At 54.7% G+C, this 26,122-nt stretch carries 21 protein-coding genes; 7 read left to right on the top strand and 14 right to left on the bottom strand.

All coding sequences use genetic code 11. The features are described from left to right. Positions 1-161: 161 nt before the first annotated feature. From C772_RS11760 to ezrA, 4 genes are all read right to left on the bottom strand, one after another. Positions 162-368 carry an alpha/beta-type small acid-soluble spore protein gene (locus tag C772_RS11760; protein ID WP_008300213.1) on the bottom strand — a complete coding sequence of 69 codons (207 nt, stop codon included), beginning with the start codon at positions 366-368 and terminating at the stop codon, positions 162-164. A gap of 80 nt (positions 369-448) precedes the next feature. Then, the gene (gene thiI / locus C772_RS11755) at positions 449-1,654 is read right to left on the bottom strand and encodes a tRNA uracil 4-sulfurtransferase ThiI (RefSeq protein ID WP_008300211.1); all 1,206 of its coding nucleotides are present in this window, start codon (positions 1,652-1,654) and stop codon (positions 449-451) included. Between the two features lie 7 nt (positions 1,655-1,661). Beyond that, a complete protein-coding gene (locus C772_RS11750; protein ID WP_008300210.1) occupies positions 1,662-2,789 on the bottom strand; it encodes a cysteine desulfurase family protein in 1,128 nt (375 codons plus the stop codon). Between the two features lie 76 nt (positions 2,790-2,865). Then, complete coding sequence (gene ezrA / locus C772_RS11745; RefSeq protein ID WP_008300208.1) at positions 2,866-4,554, bottom strand: septation ring formation regulator EzrA; 1,689 nt, start codon at positions 4,552-4,554, stop codon at positions 2,866-2,868. A gap of 159 nt (positions 4,555-4,713) precedes the next feature. On the opposite strand from ezrA, the gene C772_RS11740 reads away from it, so the two are divergent. Then, a complete protein-coding gene (locus C772_RS11740; protein WP_008300207.1) occupies positions 4,714-5,199 on the top strand; it encodes a GAF domain-containing protein in 486 nt (161 codons plus the stop codon). 70 nt (positions 5,200-5,269) lie between these two features. On the opposite strand, the gene C772_RS11735 is transcribed toward C772_RS11740, so the two are convergent. Beyond that, complete coding sequence (locus C772_RS11735; protein ID WP_008300205.1) at positions 5,270-6,484, bottom strand: trans-sulfuration enzyme family protein; 1,215 nt, start codon at positions 6,482-6,484, stop codon at positions 5,270-5,272. A 426-nt stretch (positions 6,485-6,910) separates the two neighbouring features. On the opposite strand from C772_RS11735, the gene rpsD reads away from it, so the two are divergent. Both rpsD and C772_RS11725 read left to right on the top strand, forming a co-directional pair. Then, complete coding sequence (gene rpsD / locus C772_RS11730; protein WP_008300203.1) at positions 6,911-7,513, top strand: 30S ribosomal protein S4; 603 nt, start codon at positions 6,911-6,913, stop codon at positions 7,511-7,513. A gap of 680 nt (positions 7,514-8,193) precedes the next feature. Then, a complete protein-coding gene (locus C772_RS11725; RefSeq protein ID WP_008300201.1) occupies positions 8,194-9,009 on the top strand; it encodes a cobalamin-binding protein in 816 nt (271 codons plus the stop codon). Between the two features lie 48 nt (positions 9,010-9,057). Here C772_RS11725 and C772_RS11720 read toward each other — a convergent pair whose 3' ends face one another. Further along, positions 9,058-10,236: an alanyl-tRNA editing protein gene (locus C772_RS11720; RefSeq protein ID WP_008300199.1), complete on the bottom strand. Its 1,179-nt coding sequence runs from the start codon at positions 10,234-10,236 to the stop codon at positions 9,058-9,060. A gap of 42 nt (positions 10,237-10,278) precedes the next feature. Further along, positions 10,279-11,544 (bottom strand): tyrosine--tRNA ligase, encoded by a 1,266-nt coding sequence (gene tyrS, locus C772_RS11715; RefSeq protein ID WP_008300198.1) that lies wholly within the window; start codon positions 11,542-11,544, stop codon positions 10,279-10,281. Between the two features lie 356 nt (positions 11,545-11,900). Between tyrS and C772_RS11710 the strand changes: the two genes are divergently transcribed. Beyond that, on the top strand, positions 11,901-14,894 hold the full coding sequence (locus C772_RS11710) for a transglycosylase domain-containing protein (protein ID WP_008300197.1): 2,994 nt from the start codon (positions 11,901-11,903) through the stop codon (positions 14,892-14,894). 173 nt (positions 14,895-15,067) lie between these two features. Here C772_RS11710 and acsA read toward each other — a convergent pair whose 3' ends face one another. Both acsA and C772_RS11700 read right to left on the bottom strand, forming a co-directional pair. Beyond that, the gene (gene acsA, locus C772_RS11705) at positions 15,068-16,795 is read right to left on the bottom strand and encodes an acetate--CoA ligase (RefSeq protein WP_008300196.1); all 1,728 of its coding nucleotides are present in this window, start codon (positions 16,793-16,795) and stop codon (positions 15,068-15,070) included. Between the two features lie 210 nt (positions 16,796-17,005). After that, positions 17,006-17,776 (bottom strand): SDR family oxidoreductase, encoded by a 771-nt coding sequence (locus C772_RS11700; protein ID WP_035002324.1) that lies wholly within the window; start codon positions 17,774-17,776, stop codon positions 17,006-17,008. Positions 17,777-18,090: 314 nt separating this feature from the next. On the opposite strand from C772_RS11700, the gene C772_RS11695 reads away from it, so the two are divergent. From C772_RS11695 to C772_RS11685, 3 genes are read left to right on the top strand one after another with little or no spacing between them, the layout of a single operon-like run. After that, entirely contained in the window at positions 18,091-18,723 is a 633-nt protein-coding gene (locus tag C772_RS11695) for a GNAT family N-acetyltransferase (RefSeq protein WP_008300194.1), read from the top strand. 23 nt (positions 18,724-18,746) lie between these two features. Continuing rightward, on the top strand, positions 18,747-19,394 hold the full coding sequence (locus C772_RS11690; protein ID WP_008300193.1) for an acetoin utilization AcuB family protein: 648 nt from the start codon (positions 18,747-18,749) through the stop codon (positions 19,392-19,394). Further along, positions 19,391-20,551, top strand: coding sequence for an acetoin utilization protein AcuC (locus C772_RS11685; protein ID WP_035002322.1), 1,161 nt, complete (start codon positions 19,391-19,393; stop codon positions 20,549-20,551). The genes C772_RS11690 and C772_RS11685 overlap by 4 nt, the downstream gene beginning before the upstream one ends. 38 nt (positions 20,552-20,589) lie before the next feature. Here the strand turns inward: C772_RS11685 and ccpA are convergent, their stop codons facing one another. The 5 genes from ccpA to murC all read right to left on the bottom strand — a co-directional run bounded on the left by ccpA (position 20,590) and on the right by murC (position 26,030). Next, positions 20,590-21,588 (bottom strand): catabolite control protein A, encoded by a 999-nt coding sequence (gene ccpA, locus C772_RS11680; protein ID WP_008300190.1) that lies wholly within the window; start codon positions 21,586-21,588, stop codon positions 20,590-20,592. Positions 21,589-21,691: 103 nt separating this feature from the next. Continuing rightward, positions 21,692-22,777 carry a bifunctional 3-deoxy-7-phosphoheptulonate synthase/chorismate mutase gene (locus tag C772_RS11675; RefSeq protein ID WP_008300189.1) on the bottom strand — a complete coding sequence of 362 codons (1,086 nt, stop codon included), beginning with the start codon at positions 22,775-22,777 and terminating at the stop codon, positions 21,692-21,694. Between the two features lie 185 nt (positions 22,778-22,962). Next, the gene (locus C772_RS16170; RefSeq protein ID WP_008300187.1) at positions 22,963-23,883 is read right to left on the bottom strand and encodes a YtxH domain-containing protein; all 921 of its coding nucleotides are present in this window, start codon (positions 23,881-23,883) and stop codon (positions 22,963-22,965) included. A 45-nt stretch (positions 23,884-23,928) separates the two neighbouring features. Beyond that, positions 23,929-24,423, bottom strand: coding sequence for a DUF948 domain-containing protein (locus C772_RS11665; protein ID WP_008300186.1), 495 nt, complete (start codon positions 24,421-24,423; stop codon positions 23,929-23,931). Positions 24,424-24,716: 293 nt separating this feature from the next. Next, entirely contained in the window at positions 24,717-26,030 is a 1,314-nt protein-coding gene (gene murC / locus C772_RS11660; protein ID WP_008300185.1) for a UDP-N-acetylmuramate--L-alanine ligase, read from the bottom strand. Between the last annotated feature and the right edge of the window lie 92 nt (positions 26,031-26,122).

Here is a 26,122-nt window from a genome sequence, read left to right as displayed (position 1 = left end):
ATCACCTCCTTGTACTCATAGAATGTGCCGGAGGCGAATGATCATACGGCAGAATATCTGGAATTAAATAGATCAGGCGGATAATCCGGGACTATGCCGCACACTTTATTCAGAAAGACAAATTAAAGACCGCCCGTCTTGGACGGGCGGCCTCGCTTGCATTATTGTTGACCCTTCATTTGCTGCTGTGCCATCGAAACCAAACGCTTGGTGATTTCTCCGCCAACGGAACCGTTGGCACGCGATGTTGCGTCGGCACCCAGCTGAACTCCGAATTCCTGAGCGATTTCGTACTTCATCTGGTCAAGCGCTTGGCGGACACCAGGTACGAGAAGCTGGTTCGAGTTGTTGCTGTTGTTGTTTGCCATGATGTATCACCTCCTTGTGAACATAGAATGTGCCGGAGGCGAATTATCATACGGCCGGATATCTGGAAATTTGTGACTGATTACAGGAGGTCTGAAAACGGATCTTCGTCTTTAATAAGAGGCAGATTGATGATTTCCCGCTCCGCTACGGCTTTGTCGATCATCGGCCCAAAATCGGCATTGCCTTCATAATAAATGACTTTGTCTGTTTTCGGCTTTGTTGCCGGATTGGCCGGCGTGAAGATGGTGCAGCAGTCCTCGAACGGGCGGATTGAGGTTTCGTATGTGCCGATCTTTTCGGCGATGCTGATGATGTCCAGTTTGTCCATCGCAATGAGCGGACGGAGCACCGGCGTTGACGTCACTTCATTGATGGCACTCAGGCTGTCGAGTGTCTGGCTGGCGACCTGGCCCAGGCTTTCGCCTGTGACAATCGCCTTGGCGCCAATGTCTTCTCTTACCCGGTCGGCGATTTTCATCATCATGCGACGAGTCGTCGTCATCGTAAGCGCTGACGGAACCGCGTCCTGTACGGCCTGCTGGATTTCGGTGAAGTGGATGGTGTGCATGCGGATGCGCGTTCCGAATGCGCTCAGCCGCTCCGCAAGTTCCACGACTTTCTGCTTGGACTGCTCACTCGTAAACGGCGGGCTGTGGAAATGGATGACATCCAGCTTCAGGCCGCGCTTCAGCATCATATAGCCGGCAACCGGGCTGTCGATTCCTCCCGACAGCATCAGGAGTGCATGGCCATTGGACCCTGCAGGAAGACCGCCGGCTCCCTGTATCGTTTTCGTGGAGAGATAAGCGCCGTCCTCGCGGATATCGATGAGAAGACGGATTTCCGGATTTTTCATTTTGACTACGAGCCCAGGGAAAATCGGAAGCAGATGGCCTCCCATTTCCTGCTGAAGTTCGATGGTTTTCAGCGGGAACGTCTTGTCCGCGCGCCGCACTTCCACCTTGAATGTCTTTCCTTCCGTATCCATGTCCGAAAGAATTCGTTCCGCCGTCTCCTTGATTGTTTCAAGATCGGCCTTGCAGCGGACCGCCGGACTGAACGACTGGATCCCGAACACATCGGGCAGGCGTTTCAGTGCCTCCTCGATTTCTTGGCCTTCTTCTGCAAACAGGTACATCCGGTCATGCTCCGCCTTGACCTTGACCGTCGGAAGGTCCTTCGTGATTCTGCGGATATTGTCTCTCAGCTTGCGGATAAAGACGTTTCGGTTCTTCCCTTTTAATGAAAGTTCTCCGTAACGGATCATGATTTCGTGGTATATCATTTTCGGATCAAACCCTTTCTATCGTTTCCATGAACGATGTGAATGCTTCCTTGAACTGCGCGATCTCCCCGGATGAATTCATCCGCCCGAAACTGATCCGGATCACACCGTGACGGTATTCATCAGGAACGCCCATCGCCTGCAGGACATGGCTTTCCTTCCGGCTTCTCGAAGAACATGCGCTTGAAGTGGATACATAGATTTCCCGTTCCTGGAGAGCATTGACGGCAATTTCCCCTTTGATGCCCCGGATGGCTACGGAGAGGATATGAGGCGCATTGTTTTCGGCCCCTAGCACCATTACCTTGCCGTAAGTCCCAAAATAACGGATCAGGTCGTTTCTCCACTCCGCATAGGGTACAAGACCCCGTTCTTCCACGGCCAGGCGCATCGCCTTGGCCAGGGCCGCAGCGTGCGCGACCGGGACCGTTCCGCTCCGGAGACCCTCCTGCTGGCCGCCCCCGTACAGGATCGGTTCCAGCCCATTGCGCTTTTTCAGGATGAGCGCGCCGGATCCTTCGATTCCGTGAATTTTATGCGCGGAAATGGAGATGGCGTCGGGACCGTTCCCGGATACCGGAACAGGGATTTTCCCGAAGCTTTGTACCGTGTCGGAATGGAATACAGCCCTTGTTTTGGCACGGATGCGCCTGCCCGCTTCATCGAGCGGCTGGATGGCACCGGTTTCGTTGTTGACGTGCATGATGGAAACGACCGACGTATCCGGCGTCAGTTTCCGGTCCAGGTCGTTCAGGTCGATGACCCCGTCCCGGCCTACGCGGATCGTCTCGACCTCAAAACCTTCAGCTTCCAGCTGCGGAATGGATTGCAGTACAGCAGGATGTTCAATTGCCGACACAAGGATTTTGCTGCCGTGACTGCGGTTGCCTCGCGCCAGGCCAAAAAGGGCCAGATTGTCAGCTTCCGTTCCCCCTGATGTGAAAACGACCTTGCCTCCCGGCATACCGGCAAGCTCGGCCACTTGCTCGCTTGCCCGCCCGAGGAGCCGGTCGGCCTCAATGCCCAGCCGGTGCAGCGAGGACGGATTGGCGAAAAAAGCCTTTGATGATTTGATGAATGTATCCAAAACCCGGTCGTCGGGCATGGTTGTCGCACTATTGTCGTAGTAGATCATGATGCATGCTTCCTTTCCAAACGAAAGCCACCATCACAAATTGTGAGGTGGCTGATTCCCTGACTTATTATGTACGTCAGACTTCCTGTTTGACAAGTACTTCGATTTTTTTAAGCGCACCGGGTTCCGCTGCCTCGACGGCTGATGCCGCATCTTCCAGCGCTTTGCCGTAGCGGCATTGGCGGAATGCCTCCTCGGCTTCTGCCAGCTGATCATTGATTGCAGGGTTGGAGCGGTAGCGGTTTCCGTACTGGATCAGACGTTCGATCAGGTCGACGTTTTCCAGCATTTCATCCGCTTTCTGGGACACCTCTTGAATACATCTTTCCGCTTTTGCAAGGCTTTCATTCACGAGCGACATATTCAATGGCATCTCCTGGAGATTGCGGCTGACGATATACAGCTGCTCTTCCGCTTCTTCAAGACGCACGTCCATGTCTTCGGGGATTCCCGGAGTATTGGCCTTGAAAAGCTTCCTGTCCGTCTCCTGGAGAATCTTTCCGAGCTCGGATAGCTGTGCACGCGCCTCTGTTTCGTTGACACGCAGTTCCTTCAGACGGTCGGAAAAACGTCCCTGCTCATCCAGAAGCTGTCTCGATTCCTCATCGATCGCCTTCAGCTCTTCCTCAAGTACAGAGGAAGCGGACTGGCCGGCATTGATCCGGTCCGTCAGCAGCCCGAAGCGCTTCTCCAAGCCGGCCACCTGTTCCAGGGCGGCCTCCGGAATGGCCGCTTCCGCCTCGTTCAGCCTGTAGTTCTGCTGGACAAAGCGGGCTTCGTCTGCCGTGCTTCTCGTAAATGCGCTCAGCTCGCCGAGATTTGCAGCGACGTGCGCATGATTCTCCTCGACATAATGGCGGGCATACACTTCGTGCTCCAGCCTGTCGTAGAATCCGTTGATCTCCTCTTCCAGGGAAGCGGTCCGCTGCTTGACTTCAGGCACTTCAAGCGCTTCAAGCGCCGCCTTCAGGTCCTCGAGCTCGCGGTCGATCTCCGCAAGGCGCTCTTCCAGCTTCAGGTGTCCGATAAAGTAGCCGCCGTCCTCCATCTCCCGGATTCCCGCGCGCAATTCCCTGAGAGACTGGGGAATCTTCGTCTGGATCTCTGTCAGGAGGACCGGTACGTCTTCAATCAGTGCAAATGTCTCTTTTGCTTCATCTGAAAGTCCGAGTACAGTCTCGCGGGCTTTCAGGTAATTCCCGGAAGCAGTAAGTTCATCGTATTCTTCAAATCGGGGATTGATGGCCTCAAGACGCTTTTCAAGCCGGCCTATGGCGTTTCCGAACGAATGCTGGTGGGCAAGAAGGCTCTTGCGTGCGGCCTTGTGGCGCTTTTTCAGCTCTTCCATTTCCACTCGGTTCAGTTCTTCGCTGCCGATGAGCTCTTCCAGCTCTTCGAGAATCCGATTCATCTCGCCGTCGGCATAGGCAATTTTGGACTCAATCTCTTTTTCGATTTCCGATGCCTTTCGGAAACGGAGACGGTCGATCGCCTCTTCCGCATCAAAAAGGAGGTTGTCGATGGCCGGCATATGGTCGTCCATGACTTCCGTCCAGCTGCTCCGCCAGCGCTCGAACTTCTCCTCCGTCTCCCCGTTCATATTCAGCTGTTTTACTTTTGTCAGTTCCTCGAGGATCGGCTTATGCTGGATCTGCAGCTTCTCCACTTCCAGCTTGTTGATGACGGCTGTATGCTTTCGCCTTACAATGAAGGCGACGATGATCAAAGCAATGAGAATGATAATCCCAATGATGATGTACTTCATCATAGTCCCCCTGTTCCAAAATCACGGTAAACGCTGTATTATCCTATATAGTATCATGTTTCACGGTTTTATGCCGTTGTTTTTCGCAAGAAATTGCATGATTCGCCATTATTCATCAGACATCACAGGGATCCCTTCCCTGAAAGGAGAGATTGACCCGTGTTCACTCAACAGCAATATGAAGGTACACTTCAGGAAAACTATGATCTGCTCTGCAGGCAGCTGGATGCACTGCTCGAAGACGAGCCGAATGTCATGGCGAACCTTGCCAATGCCTCCGCTCTCCTGAACCAGTTCCTCGACCGGACAAACTGGGTCGGCTTCTACGTCATGGACGGAGAAGATGAGCTTGTGCTCGGGCCCTTCCAGGGACTGCCGGCTTGTGTGCGGATCGCTCTTGGCAAAGGCGTATGCGGCACGGCCGCCCAAACCCGGCAGACCCAGCTGGTTGAAGACGTCCATGCCTTCCCCGGCCACATCGCATGTGACGCCGCCTCCCGCTCAGAAGTGGTCGTTCCGATCATCGTGGAAGACCGTGTTTTCGGAGTCCTGGACATCGACAGTCCGGAACTGGCACGCTTCACGGAAGAGGACGCCCGCGGCCTCGAAAAGTTCGTAGAAGTGCTTGTTAAACATCTGGGATAAGGAATCTTCTGCAGAAGAACAACACAAGGACAGCCGGCCATTTGCCGTGCTGTCCTTTTCTTGTTGGGGTTTATTCGGTTGTGGCTGCAGCGGCCCGCCTTTTCAGGGCGGAGAAAGCCGCATCCAGGTCGGCAATAATATCGTCAGGATGCTCAAGGCCCGCGGAAAAACGGATCATGGAATCAGTGATGCCCATTTCCCTCCGCCCTTCTTCGGGCACCGGTGAATGTGTCATCGAAGCCGGGTGCTGGATCAGGGACTCGGCATCCCCGAGGCTCACTGCCAGTTTGACCAGCCGGAGTTCGTCCAGGAAGAAGCGGGCTTCCTCCTCGCCCCCGTCCAAGGTAAAGGACAGGATTCCGCCGCCGGCATTCATCTGCCGCTTCGCGATTTCCACGTCCGGGTGAGCGGGATCGAGCGGATAGTGGATTTCCCTGACCGCCGGTACCGTCTTCAGGTACCTGATGACCGCCTCGGCATTTGAAGTATGGCGCTCCATGCGGACGGCCAGCGTCTTCAGACCGCGGATCATGAGCCAGGCATCAAACGGGGAGATGATTCCGCCATAATCCTTTTGGACAGTCATCCTAATCTTTCCGATCTCCTCTTCGTCCGCCCCGACCAGCAGGCCTGCGATCACATCGCCGTGGCCGTTGATATATTTGGTGCCGCTGTGGAGGACAAAATCCGCTCCCAGTTCAATCGGGTTCTGGATGTATGGTGAGCAGAACGTGTTATCCACGATGACTTTAAGGCCGTGCCGTTTTGCGACGTTTGCCGCAGCGCGGATATCGGCCACTTCCATTGTGGGATTGACCGGTGTTTCCAAATAGATGACGCTTGTTTCCGGGCGGACAAATTGCTCGATCTCTTCTTCGCTCTTCATCGGAATCAGATCATGCGTAATTCCGTACTTCTCCTCCATGATGTTCAGGAGGCCGAATGTGCATCCGTAGATCCCCCTCGAACACAGGATATGATCCCCCGCTTTTGTTGCATGGACGAGTGCGGCGCTGACTGCAGCCATGCCCGATCCGAATGCCAGCGCCCCGGCTCCTTTTTCCAGCGCGGCGATCCGCTCCTCCAGCACTTTGACGGTCGGGTTCGTCAGCCTGGAGTAAATATTGCCTTCCTGCTCTCCCGCAAAACGGGCCGCTCCGGTAGCCGCATCGGGGAACACATAGGTGGACGTCTGATAAAGCGGAACGGCCAGGCTATCCTGATGGTCATGCGGGTCATGCCCCTCGTGGATGATGAGTGTATCCCGGTGTACCTTCTTGTTCATCGCTGCCCCTCCTATTTTGAAAACGCTATCATTTCCTTCTATTATATCTTGCGGACTGCAAAAAGGAAACAATCCTTGTCCTTGACTTCCTTTTGCAACCGTTATATGATAGTCGTTGTGTAAAATAAACGCAGCAGTTGTGTGAGCAAGGCTGTTCATTTTGTCCCTTTACAGAAAAGCGTAAGGCGGCTGCAAAGGGGTGACAGGCATAAGACGGGATGCAAAGCGAATCCTGATTCGCGGCGCAGCACGGCTTATGATCCGAACCCCTGCCGCCTGGAGCTGGACAATGTCCGGGTAAACGGTGCATCGCGTAACCCTTGGCTGCTGGGGCGAAGGTGCAAGATGATGAAATGGCACCCTGTTTGAACACATCTGGTTTTTATTTTACTCAAAATAAAACCAACTTAAGAGGAGGAGTCATCCATGGCTCGCTACACAGGTCCATCTTGGAAAATCTCCCGCCGCCTCGGTATTTCCCTGAGCGGTACGGGCAAAGAACTCGAAAAACGTCCTTACGCTCCAGGCCCGCACGGCCCGAACCAGCGTAAAAAACTTTCGGAATACGGCATGCAGCTTCAGGAGAAGCAAAAACTCCGTCACATGTACGGTGTCAACGAACGCCAATTCCACACACTGTTCCTCCGTGCAGGCAAAATGCCTGGTAAGCACGGTGAAAACTTCATGATCCTGCTTGAAACGCGCCTCGACAACGTCGTGTACCGCATGGGCCTTGCCCGCACACGCCGCCAGGCACGTCAGCTCGTCAACCACGGCCACGTCCTCGTTGACGGCAAGCGCGTTGACATCCCGTCGTACCGCGTAGCACCTGGTCAGGAAATCTCGCTTCGCGAGCGTTCCCAGAACCTGTCGGCTGTTACAGAAGCGATCGAAGCGACAAACTTCGTTCCTGACTACGTGACATTCGATGCAGAAGCGAAGAAAGGCACATTCGTCCGCCTTCCTGAGCGCAGCGAACTGGCAGCAGAGATCAATGAAGCGCTGATCGTTGAATTCTACAACCGCTAATCAGCTTCTTACAGGCTGCAGACAAAGTGAGGTCTTCCTCCTTGTCTGCAGTTTTTTTGTGTTCAAATGAATGATTGATAAAAAAATGGCTTCATTTAAAAACCATTGCAAATGATGCCTATATTCTATGTGTTAATAAATCCTTCGGATTTCCGCTGCGGACCCTTGCTTACCAAAACTGAGTTTTTTTAGCAGGAAGAACTTTGTCGGCCAACGCTATCGCTTTTGGCCACAGACGCCGTTCTACGTGACGGCGCCCGCTAGTCCGCGGGCGTTGCCTTAGCCGACACCAGTACGGAGCCTGGCGTCTGTGCGCAGCGCAAAGCGTTGCGCGACATCCTCGGGTCTTCAGCTACCGCTTTTCCCGCAGGACAGAAAAGCTTCTCCGAATCCGCCTCGCACGAAGGAAATGCGGAGCACTTTCGAGGAGTCTCGGGTCCTCCGCTTCAATCCCTCAATGTCTGCAGTTCTGTTAGTTCTTGTTGCCTGCCAGACTCCATAATTTCATTTCGGGTATACAGCTAATTGAGGGATGAACTGCAGAACAAAGCCTTAGTCAGATTGTGGAAGCATTCAACCAACGCCGAGGATCGCAATCGGCAGTAAACTTCGTTTCAACCTCCCTCGCTGCCCCCCTCCCCTTCTGATACAATCTGTTTATATGAACGGAGGGGGTTGCGATGAAACTCGTCTCGATTTGTCCGAGCAATACGGAACTGCTCGCTTACCTTGGCCTGGATGGGCAGCTTGTTGGAGTGGATGATTTTTCCGACTGGCCGGTATCTGTTTCGCATCTGCCGAAGCTCGGTCCGGACTTGTCGATCGACATGGACCGGCTGGAAGCACTCGGGCCGGATCTTGTTCTTGCTTCGCTCAGCGTCCCGGGAATGGAGCGGAATGTGGAGGAACTGGAAAAGCGGGGTATTCCTCATCTTGTGACGAATCCGCAGAGCCTTGGAGATATCGCAGAAGATCTGGTCACCGTCGGCCGGGCATGCGGCATCGAAGATCGGGCCCGGGAGACCGCATGGGAATACATGGATTTCATCAGTGAACTTGCGACTCGCGCAGAGTCGGCATCAGGCAGGCCCTCACTCTACTGGGAATGGTGGCCAAAGCCGGTGTTCACGCCCGGAAGCGTCAATTGGCTCACCGAAATCAGCCGGATCGCGGGTGGGCGCAATCTATATGAAGATGTTGAGCTTGCCAGCATCCAGACGGACTGGGATGATGTCGCCTCCCGCGATCCGGACCGGATCCTGCTTGCATGGGTTGGTGTCAGGACAGTAAAGATCCGGCCGGAACTGCTGCAGAAGCGTCCGGGGTGGCCCGAACTCCGTGCTGTCCGTGAAGGTAACGTCGATGTCATGGAAGAATGGCTCTACTGCCGGCCGTCGCCGCGCCTGCTGGAAGGCGCGCTGAAGCTCGGAAACCTGCTTCATCCGAAACTATACGGAGACCTCCGGCTGCCGGAATGGGTCAGCAAAGCGAAGTGAACAAAAACAAGCCCCTGCGGATCCGTTTAGTCCGCAGGGGCCTGTTTGTTATTCTCCGATGGATGTGGCCATGATGGCCAGAAGTTCTTCCGCGGTCAGGGGGGTGTCTCCCCCGCCCTGTACAAACGTCTCGCTCCCGCCGCCTTTTCCGCCGGTTGCTTCAAGTGCGGCAGATGCCACCTTTTTCATGGATTCCTTGGCCTCACTTCCCCGGGCAGCGACAAACTGCAGCTTGTCGCCATTTCGCACGGCGAGAAGGACAATGGCATCTTTCCGTGCGGCTGCAGCGGCCCTGCCCAGTTTCTGGAGTTCGGCGATCGTGCGATCCCTGAATGCTGCCTTTACTACTCGCCCGGCAGCGGCAAGGGATTCCGCCTCAACTTGAAGCAGGCGCTCTTCCGCTTCAGCCAATTGTTTCTCGAGTGAGCGGTTCGCCATCAGAAGACGGCGGATCCCTTCCGCCATGTCTTCTTCCGGCACACTCAGGAGCCCGACCGCTTCTTTGAGGATGCTGTTCTTTTTCCCGAGCTGTTCCAGGACACGGTTCCCGCAGACAAAATGGACACGGGTTTTTTTCTTCATCCGTTCCATCCCGAGAATTTTCAGCTGTCCGACTTCGCCCGTTGTATGCGGGTGGGTTCCCCCGCAGCCGTTGTAGTCGTAATCCGGGATGATGACAAGCCGGATTTCCTCTTCAACGGCAATGGCCTTTCGGAGGCGTCCGTGATCCAGTTCCCGGTCCGTCACCCAGCGGGTTTCAATTTCCCGGTTTTCCCGGATGATTTCGTTTGCCCGCTTTTCGGCTGCCTCAAGCTGTTCTTCGATCAGGTGCTCGGTGTCCAGATCGATCGAGACCGCTTCCCTGCCCAGATGAAAACTGACTGTCTGGCAGCCTGCCGTCTCGATGAATGCCGCGGTCAGGATATGCTGGCCGGTGTGCTGCTGCATATGATCGTAGCGGCGCGTCCAGTCGATCTTGCCGGAGGCGACGAGCGCATTCAGCGGTTCCTCCACATAGTGCCGGATCTCGCCGTCCCTTTCTTCAACCTCCGTCACCCGGATGCCGTTCAGTTTCCCGGTATCATGCGGCTGGCCGCCTCCCGTGGGATAAAAAACGGTGTTTTCAAGCACTGCGAACGGCCTGCCGTCTTCTTCTCCCTCACGGACGACATTGGCCTTGAAGGCGGTCCGGTAGGGATCTTGGTAGTACAGACGGTCTTTCAGCATCGTATTCCCTCCCTGCATAACGGTCCGCTCGGGGCGTCCCGGTCAGCTAAACTGGATCATCGTGTATTTCTTCTTGCCGCGCCGGATAATGGTGAACGCATCATCCAGACGGTCAGCTGAGCCAATCGTGTAGTCGAGCTCCTTGATCCGCTCCCCGTTGATTGAGATAGCACCATTGGTTACGTCTTCACGTGCCTGGCGTTTTGAGGACGAAATGCCTGCCTCGACGAGCAGGTCGACAATGTTCCGGTCTTCCTTCACCATCTCGAAGCTTGGCACGTCCTTGAATGCATCCTTCATCTCGGACACGGACAAGGCCTTCAGATCGCCGCTGAACAGTGCCGCAGTAATGCGTTCTGCCTGCGCCAGCGCATCGTCTCCGTGGATCAGGCGCGTCATTTCTTCCGCCAATGTCTTTTGGGCTTTGCGTAGATGCGGTTCTTCTTCAACCGCCTTTTCCAGCTCCGCAATCTCCTCTTTGGCGAGGAATGTGAAGATCTTCAGGTACTTGATGACGTCCGCATCGGCCGTATTGATCCAGAATTGGTAGAACTCATATGGTGAAGTTTTCTCGGGATCGAGCCAGACACTGCCGCCGGCTGTCTTGCCGAATTTTGTACCGTCGGCTTTCGTGACAAGCGGGATGGTCAGCCCGAATGCTTTCGCGTGCTCATCATGGGTTTTGCGGATAATTTCAAGGCCTGTTGTGATATTGCCCCATTGGTCGGATCCGCCCACCTGCACGCGGCAGTTGTAATTGTCGTACAGATGGTTAAAGTCCGAGCCCTGGATGAGCATGTAAGAAAACTCGGTGAACGAGATGCCGGTTTCAAGGCGTGTCGCGACGTTTTCCTTTGCCAGCATGTAGTTTACACTCAGGAGCTTTCCGTAATCGCGCAGGAAGTCAATCGCCGTCATTTTACCGAACCAGTCCTTGTTGTTGACCATGACCGCGGCATTCTCGTCGCTGAAGTCGAAAATCTGCTCAAGCTGCCCGCGGATGCCGGCTACGTTGTGGCTGAGCTGTTCTTCCGAAAGCAATTGCCGCTCATCGGCCTTGAACGAAGGGTCCCCGATCATGCCGGTCGCGCCGCCGACCAGCACGATCGGCCGGTGCCCGTGCTTCTGGAACCGGCGAAGCGTCAGGAAAGGCACGATATGCCCGATATGCAGACTGTCGGCTGTCGGGTCAACCCCGCAATAGAGGGAGATGCTTTCTTGATTCAGCAGGTCGGCAAGCGCCTCCTCGTCCGTCGTCTGGTACAGGAGACCCCTCCACTTCAAGTCTTCGATCAGTTCGTTTGTCATTGTAATCCCTCCAGAAAATAATAAAAGCCCCTGCGGATCCGAAGATCCTGCAGGGGCGCTGATTCCATCAACGCGGTACCACCCGGCTTGGGAAGCGCAAACCGCTTCCCCGCTTAACGCATGGTAACGCCATGCCGGCGCCTTGCTCCGGGGCTGTAATTCACAGATCGTCCGCCGGGCAGCTTCCACCAGCCACTGCCTCTCTGATTGCTCGGCGGACGGTGCTACTTCGGCCCCATCCTCGCTCGGTTTTTATTAATAATTCCCATTCTATCCGAATCCGATACGATGTCAATACTGATTTCTCCTCCTGTCGCAATATGGTATAATATGACGAGATTTTAAGGGGGGATCCTGTGGAATCAAAGAATCCATTTAAATATATAGAAGAGAAAGTCGCGGAGTTCCAGGAATCACAATGGGGCAGGCGGCTCAGGATCGGATCGGGCGTCGCCTGGAACCTCCTCCTCCTCTTCGGTGTCACGGGCATCCTGCTCGGAATTTTCGCCGGATCGGCCGGAGCGGGCTATTTCGCATCGCTCGTTGTTGAAGAGCCGCTGCGGACAAAGGAAGAAATGAGGCAGACCGTCCTGACCTATGAGGAAACGTCCGAATTGTACTTTTCCGACGGCGTCTACCTCGGCAAGGTCAATGCGGATATCGAGCGCAGGGAGACCAAGCTCGGCGACGTTTCCCCTCACCTCATCAATGCAGTTCTTGCGACCGAAGACGAATACTTTGGCGAACACGAGGGGATTGTACCGAAAGCGATTCTCCGGGGCCTGTTCCAGGACGTCACGAACGCTGACTCCCAGACAGGGGGATCGACGCTGACCCAGCAGCTGATCAAGAACCAGATTCTCACGAACGAGGTGTCCTACGAACGGAAGGCAAAGGAAATTCTCCTGGCGATGCGCCTCGAGAAGTTCATGGAGAAAGAAGAGATCCTTGAAGCCTACCTGAACATCATCCCGTACGGCCGGAATGCATCGGGACAGAACATCGCCGGTGTCGCGACTGCGGCGGAGGGGCTGTTCGGCGTGACGCCCAAGGAGCTTAATCTCCCTCAGGCCGCCTATATTGCCGGCCTTCCCCAGGCTCCATTCCTCTATACCCCGTTCTACTCGGGCCAGAGGGGAATGAAGACGCCGGAAGAACTGGAACCGGGCATCGAACGGATGAAGACTGTTCTGTTCCGGATGAAGGAGACCGGCTACATCACCGATGAAGAATATGAGCAGGCTGTCGTCTACGACATTACCAAGGACTTCAAGCAGCCGGAACAGCGCGCGACTGAACGCTACCCGTTCCTGACCCCTGAAATCCAGGCACGGGCCAAGGAAATCCTTGCCCGGATCCTTGCGGAAAAGGACGGAATTGACCCGGCACGGCTCGATGAGGAAGCGGAACTGCTGGCCAAGTACATGCAGCTGGCGGACCGGGACCTGGAAAGCGGCGGCTACCGGATCCATTCGACGATCAAGAAAGACCTGTATGACCGCTTCCAGGAAATCAAAAACAACTTCGAGTATTACGGGCCGACGCTGACCGAGACAAAAGTCGACAGCGAGACCGGCGAACCGGTCGAAGAACTGAACCCTGTAGAAGTCGGATCCGTGGCAGTGGAAAACGGGACCGGCCGCATCCTCGCTTTTGTGGGAGGACGTGACCATCAGATTGAGCAGACGAACCATGCGACCAGCGCTTTCCGGCAGGTCGGCTCATCCGTCAAGCCGCTTCTCGTCTATGCACCGGCGATCGAGTTCGGCCTGATCGGGGCCGGCAGCCCGGTCGTGGACGTCTGGGCGAACATCGGCGGCTGGAAGCCGAAAAACTTCGTCGCCTCCCGCCAATACGGAATTGTCCCTGCCCGTGAAGCGCTTGCCAAGTCGTATAACCTGGCTGCCGTCCGGACTCTGGGCAAGATTGCGGACAAAGACCCGACCCAGTTCCTCGACAAGATGAACTTCAATCACATCCAAGATTTCCAGCGGAACGTTCCTTCTGCCGCATTGGGCGTCTACTCGGCCTCTGTCGAACAGAACGTCGGCGGGTTCTCCACACTCGCCAACGGCGGGAAATTCGTGAAGCCTTATATCATTGAGCGGATCGAAGACAGCGAAGGGAACCTCGTCTACGAACACAAAGCCGAACCGGTCGATGTGTTCAGTCCGCAGACGGCTTATATCGTCACAGATATGCTGCGTGATACCGTGACATCCGGTACGGCGACCATCATGAGACGGGACCTGAATTTCCGTCCCGATATCGCGGCGAAGAGTGGTACGACCAACGACTTCAAGGATGTCTGGATGATGGGATACAACCCGAACGTCACGCTCGGTGTCTGGCTCGGCTATGACAACCAGCAGAAATACAGCCTCAGCAGGATGACCTCACGCGATCTGCAGCCGAGCACCCGGGTGAACAAGCTGTTCGCCCGGCTCATGAACGGCATGAACGAAGTGGCACCGGACATCGTAGGTGCCGGTGAGCGGTTCCAGCAGCCGGAGGGCGTCGTCACCCGCTCGTTCTGCGGCATCTCGGGGCTTGCACCATCAAAGGCCTGCCAGGCTGCCGGCCTGATCAGGGCCGACCTGTTCAACGCACACACATTCGTGCCGAACAAGGCGGATGACAGCTTCGGCTCATCCGGAGGCTCCTATGTCGTGGCAGGCGGTACCCGTTACCAGGCCCTGCCGTCGACACCTGGGGAATTCGTCCGCAGCGGTGCTGCTGGCATCAGCAAAGACTTTGTCGACCGCATGCTTGCCCCTTACGGCGGTGACCCTTCCGGACTCTTCCCGAATGGATCCAGGTTCGGGACCAATATCGTCTCGGCACGCAGCTACAGCGGCATCGCCGGCGCGCCGATTGCACCGGGCGCTGCCCGCTCCGGAAGCAGCATCACTTGGAGCAACTCCCCTTCCGCGGATGTCGTCGGCTACTATGTCTACAAAGACGGTGCCAGAATCGCTTCGGTGGCATACGGAGGCTCCTACAGTGTCAATGCATCGGCACCGGGCTCCTACAGCGTCCGCGCCGTGGATATTACCGGGCAGCTTTCAGGCCCGTCAAATGTCATTACGACCGATGCGCCTGCACCTCCTCCTGAACCGGAAAACAACCAGCCTCAGGAAGATAACAGCAACGAAGAATCCGGCGGCAGTACACCACCACCGGACGAAAGCGAAGAAGAGCCGGAAGAAGGCCAGTCCGGGAACCAGGACGGCAACGGCGGAAACGGTGACAATGGTGATGGCGGAAACGGAAACGGCGGCAATGGAAATAATGGCAACAACGGAAACGGAAATAACGGCAACGGCGTGAACAGCGGCAATGGCGGCTGATTCCCTGCCCACCACCCGGCATCCTCATGTGAGGATGCCGGGTTTTTATTTGATACCGCCGAATGTAAAAAACTGCAGACAAAGGAGCAAGTTGCTCACTTCGTCTGCAGCTATTGGCAGGGCATATGTCAACGTCTCAGCCGAACAGCTGTCTCCCCGCCTTTTCCAACGGCTCAGTCTTCCATTGTCGACAGGTCGCCTGTCGGCAGGTCGAGCTCCCATGCTTTCAGGACACGGCGCATGATCTTACCGCTCCGGGTCTTCGGAAGCTTGTCCTTGAACTCGATTTCACGCGGAGCCGCATGGGCAGCCAGGCCCTTCTTGACGAACTGGCGGATGTCTTCCTTGAGTTCGTCAGTCGGCTCGTAGCCGTCATAAAGGGCGACAAACGCTTTGATGATCTCGCCGCGTACCGGATCCGGCTTGCCGATGACGCCTGCTTCGACAATCGCCGGGTGCTCGATCAGCTTGCTTTCGACTTCAAACGGCCCGACCCGTTCGCCCGATGTCATGATGACATCGTCGACACGTCCCTGGAACCAGAAGTACCCGTCTTCATCCATATAGGCGGAATCTCCGGATACGTACCATTCGTTGTTCAGGAAGTACGAGTCGTACTTTTCCTGGTTGTTCCAGATTTTCCTCATCATTGCCGGCCAGCCCTTTTTCAAAGCGAGGTTCCCCATTGAATTAGGCGGAAGCACCTTGCCCTGATCATCGACGATGGCCGCTTCGATACCCGGTACCGGCTTGCCCATCGAGCCCGGCTTAATCGGCATCGAAGCGAAGTTGACGATCATCTGGGCGCCTGTTTCCGTCATCCACCAAGTGTCATGGATGCGCTTGTCGAATACTTCAAGCCCCCACTTCACGACTTCCGGGTTCAGCGGCTCGCCTACCGAAAGAACGTGGCGGAGGGACGACAGATCAAATTCCTTGATCAATTCATTTCCGGCACCCATCAGCATGCGGAACGCAGTTGGTGCGGAATACCAGACTGTGACGCCATAATCCTCGATTGCCTGGTACCATTCTTCCGTCTTGAATCGGCCGCCGACAATAAGCGACGTCGCGCCGGCGAGCATCGGTCCGAATACCCCGTATGCGGTTCCGGTGACCCAGCCGGGATCGGCCGTGCACCAGTAGACATCAGTTTCCTTAAGATCCAATACCCATTTTGCGGTCTGAAGCTGCTGGACCATGGCGTATTGGACATGCAGCACACCTTTCGGGCGGCCGGTCGATCCGGATGTATAGTGGAGGACCGTACCGTCCTCTTTGCCGAGCCATACCGGCTCGAAGTGGGCAGATGCCTCCTTCAGATGTTTCTTGAAGTCGACAATCTTGTCGGTTTCTTCAATATTTTCACCGACCAGGAAGACTTTCTCGAGTTTTGGAAGGCGGTCAACCGGTACCCGCTCCAGAAGGTCCGGCGTCGTGATGATCGCCTTTGCCTCGGAGTCGTCCAGACGGTCGAATACTGCCCCTTCCATGAAAGCCTCAAACAGCGGGCCGACAATCGTGCCCAGCTTCAGGCCGCCCAAGAGTGCGAAGTACAGCTCCGGAGAGCGCGGCATGAAGATGAACATGCGGTCGCCTTTGTCCAAAGTTGAATGCGCTTTCAGCACGTTTGCAGCTTTGTTCGTCATGCGCTTCATCTGGCCGTACGTATACGCTTCTTTCCGGTTCTGGTCTTTGTAATAGAGTGCGACTTTATTTTTCCGGAAGGATTCTGCATGGCGGTCAACGGCTTCATAGGCGATATTCACCTTGCCCGACTCATACCAGCTGAATTCCTTTTCGGCATCTTCCCAACGGAACTCTTTGGCGGTCTTTTCATAGTCCGCCAGGTTAAAGTCCCCCTCTTTAACCGGAATGATGCTCTTTTCCATTGTTGCCATGAAATCACCCTTTCGTTATACGAATACTCTACCATTCTACACGAAAAAGAGTTATATGTGGCAATTTTTTAACTTTTGGGCCTTTGGAAAGAGATTGCAGGAAACCGTTTAAGCCATAGTCTTTTCCCGGATTCTGCACCTATCCGGAAGACCCGATGGATATTCAGGCGGAAGCGGTTTCTGTCATCTGTCACCGAATCCTCGCTCGGATCACATCGCATGCATGCCGCCGTCCACTGTGAGGATATCTCCGGTAACAAAGTCGGAGGCGGGTGAGGCGAGGAAAAGGGCGGCTCCCTTCAGGTCCGAGTCGCTCCCCAACCGTCCGAGCGGAGTGTTTTGCATGATGGCATCCCTGCCTCGTTCAATTAGTACTTTCGACATCTTGGTCGGGAAAAAGCCCGGTGCGATGGCGTTGACGTTGATGCCGTAACGACCCCATTTGACTGCAAGGTCCTTTGTGAACGTCATCACGGCCCCCTTGCTTGTGTTATAGCCGATTGTCTGCATGAACGGAGGCGTCCCGCCAAATCCGGCAATGGAAGCGATATTGATGATTTTGCCGCCTTTTTGGGAAATCATCGCTTTCCCGGCTTCCTGGCTCATCAGAAACGTTCCGGTGACATTTACATTCATGACCTTTTCCCAGGCTTCAATCGGCATCTCTTCAACTGCCGCCCCCCAGGTCGCCCCGCTGTTGTTGACGAGAATATCAATCCCGCCGAAATGTTCCAGTGTCCCATCCACGACTGCTCTTACTTCTTCGGGATTCGTGACATCACAGCGGAAAGCAAGTGAATCCGTGCCCCTCTCCTTCAGCCTCTGGCTCATTTCTTCACATGTATCCAGATTCCGTGAGCAGACCACCACATTCGCCCCTGCCTCCGCATAGGCTTCCGCAATCTGTGCACCAAGACCTCTGCCTCCGCCCGTTACAATTGCGGTTTTCCCGTCTAGCCTGAAAAGATCCAATACGCTCATCATGGACACCCCTCTATCCCTTCTATTATTCCGGTACGCCCCTTCCGATGTCGGCATATATGGACGCCCCTCCGATCAGCGTCCCGGCTCCATACATGCTGTACATAAATTGACCGGTCGGTATGTTAAGAATATTTAAATACCAATAATGCGTCAACTTGTTGATTCTGCAGACGGATTAAGGGAATAGGTTATTTGTCAGATTCTTGGCCGCATGCTCAAACCGTGGTCACAAAAATGAGAAAATTCTCCTCCATCATGTGAGCGCATTCATGTATAATCTGTAATAGCCACTATAATGAGGCGGTGACGTTTTGAAACACCTGAAAACCTACTATTCGACGGAACTGGCCCATCCGTCGGGTGATTTGATCATTGAGGGGCCGGTTTCCCCCGAAACGCTGGAATCTCTTGAATTCCACGGAGACCTGGTGGCGTTCCGCCAGCCGGAACAGCAGCACCGGGCCATTGTCGGCATCGCGAAACTGCCCGAGGGGCGGATCATCATAGCACGCCACGAAAACACGATCGTCGGATATGTGACATTCCTTTATCCCGATCCGCTGGAACGCTGGTCGGAAGGTAAAATGGAAAACCTGATTGAACTTGGGGCCATCGAAGTCATCCCTGCATTCCGCGGCGGAGGCGTCGGCAAGCAGCTGCTGAAACTGTCGATGATGGATGACCAGATGGAAGACTACATTGTCATCACGACCGAATACTACTGGCATTGGGATCTGAAGGGAACCGACCTGAATGTGTGGGAGTACCGGAAAGTGATGGAGAAGATGATGAATGCGGGAGGTCTCACCTATTACGCGACGGATGACCCTGAAATCAGCTCCCATCCGGCAAACTGCCTGATGGCAAGGATCGGCAGCCGTGTGGATCAGGAATCCGTCCAGAAATTCGACCAGCTCCGGTTCATGAACCGGTTCATGTACTGACTCACTGAAGGGGGTTGTTGGGGATGATTCTGGAAGAAATGATGAATACGGATGTCGTCACGCTCGGTCCCGGCCACACGATCCGAGAAGCGCGTGAACTGATGGAAGACAGGAAGATCCGGCATCTGCCGATTGTTGATGACGAAGGGGGAATCGTCGGTGTCGTCTCGGACCGCGACCTGAAGGAAGCCATCCCCTCATCACTGATCGGGAAGCAAGATCTTTCTGTGTATGAGACCCCGCTTTCCGATATCATGACGAAAGACCCGATGGTCGCGCACCCGCTTGATTTCGTCGAAGATGCTGCGGTGATCTTCTATGAAAACGGCATCGGCTGCCTGCCCGTTGTCTCATCAGGGAAAGTGGTCGGCATCATTACGGAGACCGACCTTCTTTACCGCTATATCGAGCTCACAGGCGCCAGCAAACCAGGCTCGCAGATTGAAGTGCGTGTCCCTGATGTTGCCGGGGTCCTGTTCGGCGTTTTTAAAGTCTTCTACGAGCAAAATGCGAATGTACTGAGCGTACTCGTCTACCCGGATAAAGAAAGGCTGGACCATAAAATTCTTGTCATCCGTGTCAAGACGATGAATCCGCTCGCGATCATTGAACAACTGCGCAAGGAAGGATATGACGTGCTATGGCCGAATCTACCCGGAATGCAGCAATGAAACGGGCGGCGTTCGTCTACTCCGAGGGGCAGCTTGATTACAAATTCTCGGAAACGCACCCGTTCAACCAGAAACGGCTCGTGCTGACAGCCAATCTCCTGCGCTCCATCGATGCCCTCCCCGACTCGGCAATTGTGGAGCCGAGGGTGGCGACCGATGAGGAACTGGCACTGATCCATGATGAACGATACATCGAAATCGTGAAAAAAGCCGGAAATGGCGAAGTCGACCAGATCGTTGCCGAGAATTACGGTATCGGCACCGAAGACACACCGATTTTTCCGCATATGCACGAAGCAAGTGCGCAACTGGTCGGCGGCACACTGACCGCTGTGGACGAAGTGATGGAAGGGCGCGCCAGGCGCGCGGTCAATCTTGGTGGCGGCCTTCACCACGGGTTCCGCGGAAAAGCATCCGGATTTTGCGTCTACAATGACAGTTCGGTCGCCATCCGTTATATGCAGGAAAAGTACGGAGCACGTGTCCTCTACATCGATACCGATGCCCACCACGGGGACGGCGTTCAGTGGAGCTTCTATGACGACCCGGATGTCTGTACCGTATCCATCCATGAAACGGGCCGTTACCTGTTTCCGGGAACCGGCTCGATCACCGAACGCGGAAGCGGCCAGGGATACGGCACCTCGTTTAATTTTCCGGTAGACGCCTTTACTGAAGATGACTCGTTCCTTGAGGTGTACCGGACTTCTGTCAGGGAGATCGCAGAGTTCTTCAAGCCCGATGTGATTCTCACACAAAACGGTGCGGACGCCCATTATTTTGACCCGCTCACCCACCTGCACTCGACCATGAGGACCTACCGGGAAATCCCGAAAGTGGCCATGGAACTTGCAGAACAGTACTGCGGCGGCAGATGGATCGCCGTCGGCGGAGGCGGCTATGATATCTGGCGCGTGGTGCCGAGGGCGTGGTCACTGATCTGGCTAACGATGAACGAAGCGGAAATCCCGGAAGGCCCGCTGCCGGAAAAATGGCTGGCACGCTATGGTCCCGAGTCACCCGTTCCCCTGATGCCGCACTGGGAAGATCCTGACCCTCTCTACAAACCGATTCCGCGCAAACCGGAAATCGAGGAAAAAAACCGGCTGATGATGGAAAAAGCCCTGCACATCATCCGAAGCGAAAAAAAGGAATAAAAAGGAGTTGCCGATCAGACGGCAACTCCTTTTTTTGTTCAGTCATTGAATTTTGCGGATTCACGCACTTCCATACGGTGCGGCAGGATAAAGGTCGGGTCGCCGACTTCCTCATTATTCATGTACTTTGTCAGGAGGCGCATCGAAACGGCTCCAATGTCGTACAGCGGCAGAACGACCGAAGTGAGCCGCGGCCGGACCATCCTTGAAAGCTTCGTGTTCTCAAACGCCACGACTTCCACATCATCGGGCACTTTCTGTCCCGCATCCATCACTCCATGGATCACCCCGATTGCCAGCTCATCACTGCCCGCAAACACAGCAGTCGGGCGCCGGTCGGTTGCATGCCATGCCTCGAGTGCGGCATCATACGAATCTTCCACCTCAAACACAAGACCTTCATCGTAACCGACACCCGCGTCCTGGAGGGCATCCTTGTATCCTTCCAACAGATGGTCACGGTTGATGGTCGTATCAAGGGGTCCGGTGACAAGCGCCACTTCCTGATGTCCGTTCCCGATCAGTTGCGCGACCGCCTCGCGTGCGGCCGAACGGTAATCTATATTGACGGAAGGGATTTTCCCGGTCTCGTCGACCGTACCCGCCAAAACCACCGGCACCGTTGACCGGCTGATTTCTTCCCTGAGTCCGGGAGAGATCTGATCGCTCATGAGGACAATGCCGTCCACCTGCTTGCCGAGCATTGTCTCGATCAGGCGGATCTCCTTGTCCTCATTCTCGTCGGAGTTCGACAGGATGATATTGTATTCATACATCGTGGCGATGTCACTGATCCCACGGGCCAGTTCCGCGTAAAACCCTTTCGAGATATCCGGAATGATCACGCCGACTGTCGTCGTCTTTTTGCTGGCAAGGCCCCGCGCGACCGCATTCGGGCGGTAACCGAGTTTTTCGATGGCTTCCTTCACCCGCTTCCTGGTTGCCGGCTTAACGTTCGGGTTGCCGTTCACCACCCGGGAAACGGTCGCCATCGATACATTGGCTTCCCGCGCCACATCATAAATCGTCACTGTCATGAAAAAATCCCTCCGATGAAAACGCTTCTTATTTCTTTCATTTTACGACAGATTCTCTCGAACTTAAACGAAAAAGCCGGAACTTTTCGTTCCGGCTCCCCCTTTATGCCATTACAGCATGGGTTTTCATGAATTTTTGAAGTTCGCCGTAGAAGTCGTCGAACTGCTCGAGGTTCATCTGCTGGGCGGAATCCGATAGCGCAACTGCCGGATCCGGGTGCACTTCCGCCATGACACCGTCTGCACCGACTGCGATCGCAGCCTTCGCTGTCGGAAGCAGCAGGTCGCGGCGGCCTGTGGAGTGGGTCACGTCGACAAATACCGGAAGGTGCGTTTCCTGTTTCAGGATCGGAACAGCCGAGATGTCGAGCGTGTTGCGCGTGGCTTTCTCGTAGGTGCGGATGCCCCGCTCACAGAGCATGATCTGATCGTTGCCCTGGGAAATGATGTACTCCGCGGCATTGATGAATTCATCGATGGTTGCGGCGAGCCCACGCTTGAGCAGGACCGGCTTGTTTACCTGGCCGGCAGCCTTCAGAAGTTCGAAGTTCTGCATGTTGCGGGCACCAATCTGGATGACATCCACGTAATCAAGTGCCTCTTCCAGGTGACCCGGTGTGACGATTTCAGAAACGACAGCGAGTCCGTTCTCATCGGCTGCACGCTTCAGGATCTTCAGGCCCTCGAGGCCGAGTCCCTGGAAGTCGTACGGCGAAGTGCGGGGCTTATAGGCACCGCCGCGAATCAGCTTTTGCCCCTTCGCAGCAAGAGCCGCTGCTACAGTCGACACCTGCTCATATGATTCGACGGCACACGGTCCGAAGATGAATGTCGGGACGTCCTTGCCGATGCGCGCACCGTTCACCTCAACGATTGTGTCCTCCTGTTTCTTCTTGCGGGAAACGAGCAGCGCTTTGCGGTGGTCGTCTTCCTGAAGCTCCAGGGCCGTCTTGAAGATTTCCTTGAAAATATGGTCAACAGTCGACTGTGGCACAGGACCGTTGTTGTTGTCTTTCAGAAGGTTCAACATATGGCGCTCACGGAGAGGGTCATAACGGTTGACACCTTGCTTTTCCTTAACTTTACCGATTTCCTGGACAACTTCCGCACGCTCATTGATCAGGCGCAGGATTTCCAGGTTCAATTCGTCTACGTTGCCCCGAAGGCTTTCCAGATCATTCAGGCCCATTCCCGTATCCCCTCTCTTATTGGATTAACTGTGGCGGCATTGCACCGCCTTTTACAGATAATGAACCCATTATAGTAGAGGATGCACGGTTTTGTCACGTCTTATTTGCTGAATAATATTTCTTTTTAGATGTAAGCGATTACATTGGGTAACATAGGAAAAGCCCGCCTGGGCGGACTTTTCGTTTAAGTGTTTTTGTTGTCTTTTTTGTTGTTTTCAATTTTGGAGATATGATTCATCGCCATGACCTTGTTGTCCCCGGTATTTTCTGAGTTGTCATAGCTGTACGGGGTATTGCCGCTGTGCTGGTCTTTTGTGCTTGCATCATTCGGGGTGTTGTTGGATGTTGTATCCGGCTTTTTGTTGCTGCCTACCTTTTTGGTGCCTTTGTTCGATTTGCTGTTTTGTCCGGATTGCTTCGCCATGTCCTTGGCTTCTTTTTCCTTTTCTTCAACAGCCGTCTTCAGCGCTTCGGCAGTGGAGTTGACTTTGTCCTGTCCGCTATCGATGGCCGATTCCACTTTTTCTGCGACAGTGTCGATCAGTTCGATCGGCTCTTCCCCTTCGGAGGAAGCGGTGCCGTCATCCATCGGCGCGTTCTGTCCTTTTTTCGTTTTGACCTTGTCGACAACCTTGCTTGTCTGGTCCTGGACCTTCTTCGTGATGCCGCCTGTTTTCTCTTTCACCGTGCCGGTGATATTGGATGTCTTGTCCTTGGCCACGTTGGTCAGTTCAATGCCTTTTTCTTTGATGGTGCCGGCCTGGCTGCTCACATCACTTCGCAGTTCCTTACCGGTCTTCGGTGCAAGGAGAAGCGCCGCGCCCGCTCCGATCAGTGCACCGATCAGCGCACCCGCAATGAATCCGCCGCTGCTGTCTTCTTTTTCATAGCCTTCATGATAGAAGGAATCACTGTAGTTATTGCGGTAGCTGTAATCGTACTGGTTAGGGTTATACATGTCGTAAGTGGCCGGCTTGCTTCCCGGATAATCGGTGGCATAGTCAGCGTTGACGCCGGATGCGGCCGCCTGCTCCTGCGCTTCGTAATAATCACGGTTCGTGCCCGGTTCGTTATAGTTCGGTTTCAGGTGCTTGTCTTTGCTCATGTTGGTTCCTCCCTTAGTGTAATAAAGCTGATTTCCGGTTTCCCGTCAGGAATCGATTCTTTCAGGTTCCGGCAGGCGTCTCTGGGCCGGCACCGAATACCGGTTCCATCCGTCCTTGTCCTTGCCCGTGCCAGTACGCTCTTTCCATTTGTCACGGATTTCCATGACCACATTGCTCCACTGGACGACCTGCGCAATCTTGTCTTCATTGCGCTCCACTTCTGCTGCGACGGATGATGTGATCCGGCGGACCGAAGTATTAAGGTTGCCGACAGATTCGCCTACGCCCTGCACGGCATGAACGACTGTATTGAGCTTTTGGCTCTTTTCCTGGATGTCTTCAGCCAACAGATTCGTCTTGTGAAGAAGCTCAGTCGATTCCTTCGTGAGCCCCTGGATCTGGCCTTCGAGACCGTCTACCGTTGATGCGACGTTGTTCAGCGTCTTTTTCACGGAGTTGAGGGTCACGGCCAGGGCGATGCATAAAATCAGAAAAGCAACGGCCGCTACAATCGCCGCGATGTACAACAAATTTTCCATGCCACTTCCTCCTATTCATGATGCCTGTTCCATACTAACGTTGTACCCCTGTCCTATTGGGAATAAACGCTCCTTCCACCTATTCAACATGCACCATTCCGACTCCTTCCTAAACGCGGAATTTGCAGCCGGGATATGAATAGGCGGAACTGTCCGCAAACATTTCCATCAGGATACACCCTGCAAACAGGCGGAACTGCTGATGCCGTGCCGCTGAACCTGATTCCTGTCCAATAAAAAAGCCATCACTCCGGATATCCGGGGTGATGGCTCTTGCTGAAGCAATGTCCTGTTCAGGCTGTTCTTCCGCCCTTCACCAGATCAGTGAAGGCTTTTTCATATTTCTGCACGTCACCGGCCCCCATAAACAGGAGGACCGCGTTTTCGTGTGCGAGAAGCTGCTCGACTTCGCCGTCATGGATTGCACGGCTTCCGCCAATTTTCTCTGCCAGGTCTTCCGCCTTCAGGTCACCGTTCTGTTCACGGGCCGATCCGAAGATTTCTGCAATGTATACCGCATCCGCTGTACTGAGGCTTTCCGCAAACTCATCCATGAACTTCGCCGTCCTCGAGAAGGTATGCGGCTGGAAGATCGCGACGAGTTCCCTGCCCGGATATTTCTGCCGAGCCGATTGGAGGGTTGCACGGATCTCCGTCGGATGGTGTGCGTAATCGTCTATGACCACCCGGTTTCCGATGACTGTTTCCGTAAACCGCCGCTTCACACCGCCGAACGAGTCGAGCCGCTCTTGGATGATGTCCGCAGGAATGTTCTCATACTTGCAGAGCGAAATGACGGAGAGCGCGTTCAGCACGGCGTGGTCCCCCGGCTGTGGGACATGGAATGTCTGATAGGCTTCGTTCCTGACCCTCACATCAAACGTTGTCCCCGTTTCACTACGCTGCAGGTTATGGGCTACAAAATCGTTTTCCGGCGAGAAACCATAGTAGACGACCGGAACATTTGCCTGGATTCGCTGGAGCTGTTCATCATCCCCGCAGGCGATGATGCATTTTTTCACTTTATAGGCCATTTCCTGGAATGCATCAAACACATCGTCCACATCGGCGAAATAATCCGGGTGGTCGAAATCGATGTTTGTCATGATTGCATAGTCCGGGTCATAGGCAAGGAAATGACGCTTATATTCGCAGGCTTCGAGCGCAAAGAATTTCGCATCGGGATCTCCCTTGCCCGTTCCGTCTCCGATCAGGTAGGACGTCGGGCCATAGCCGGCCAAAACATGGGCGAGAAGCCCTGTCGTCGATGTCTTTCCGTGGGATCCGGTCACCGCGACTGAAACAAAGGAATCGATGTAAGACCCGAGGAACTCATGGTAGCGGATGACCTCCAGCCCCATCTCGCGTGCCCTGACCAGTTCGGGATGGTCGTCGGGAAACGCGTTGCCCGCAATGATGGTCAGTCCTTCGCGGATATTGTCCACATCGAAAGGAAAGATCGGGATATTCCGTTCCTTCAGGGGTTCTTCGGTGAAAAAGTATTTGTCGACATCAGAGCCTTGAACTTCATAGCCGGTGTCATGCAGGATCTGGGCGAGCGAACTCATGCCCGAACCTTTGATTCCGGTGAAATGATAAACTGTCATGCTAAACCTCCCGGGATTGAAATCCCTGTGTACGGCGCAATAAGGCCATATTCCGATTATACCATCAAACGCGTGCCCGTCAGATGCACCAC

The organism is Bhargavaea cecembensis DSE10, from assembly GCF_000348905.1.
GTDB lineage: Bacteria > Bacillota > Bacilli > Bacillales_A > Planococcaceae > Bhargavaea > Bhargavaea cecembensis.
This window is presented reverse-complemented; position numbering and strand designations above follow the sequence as displayed.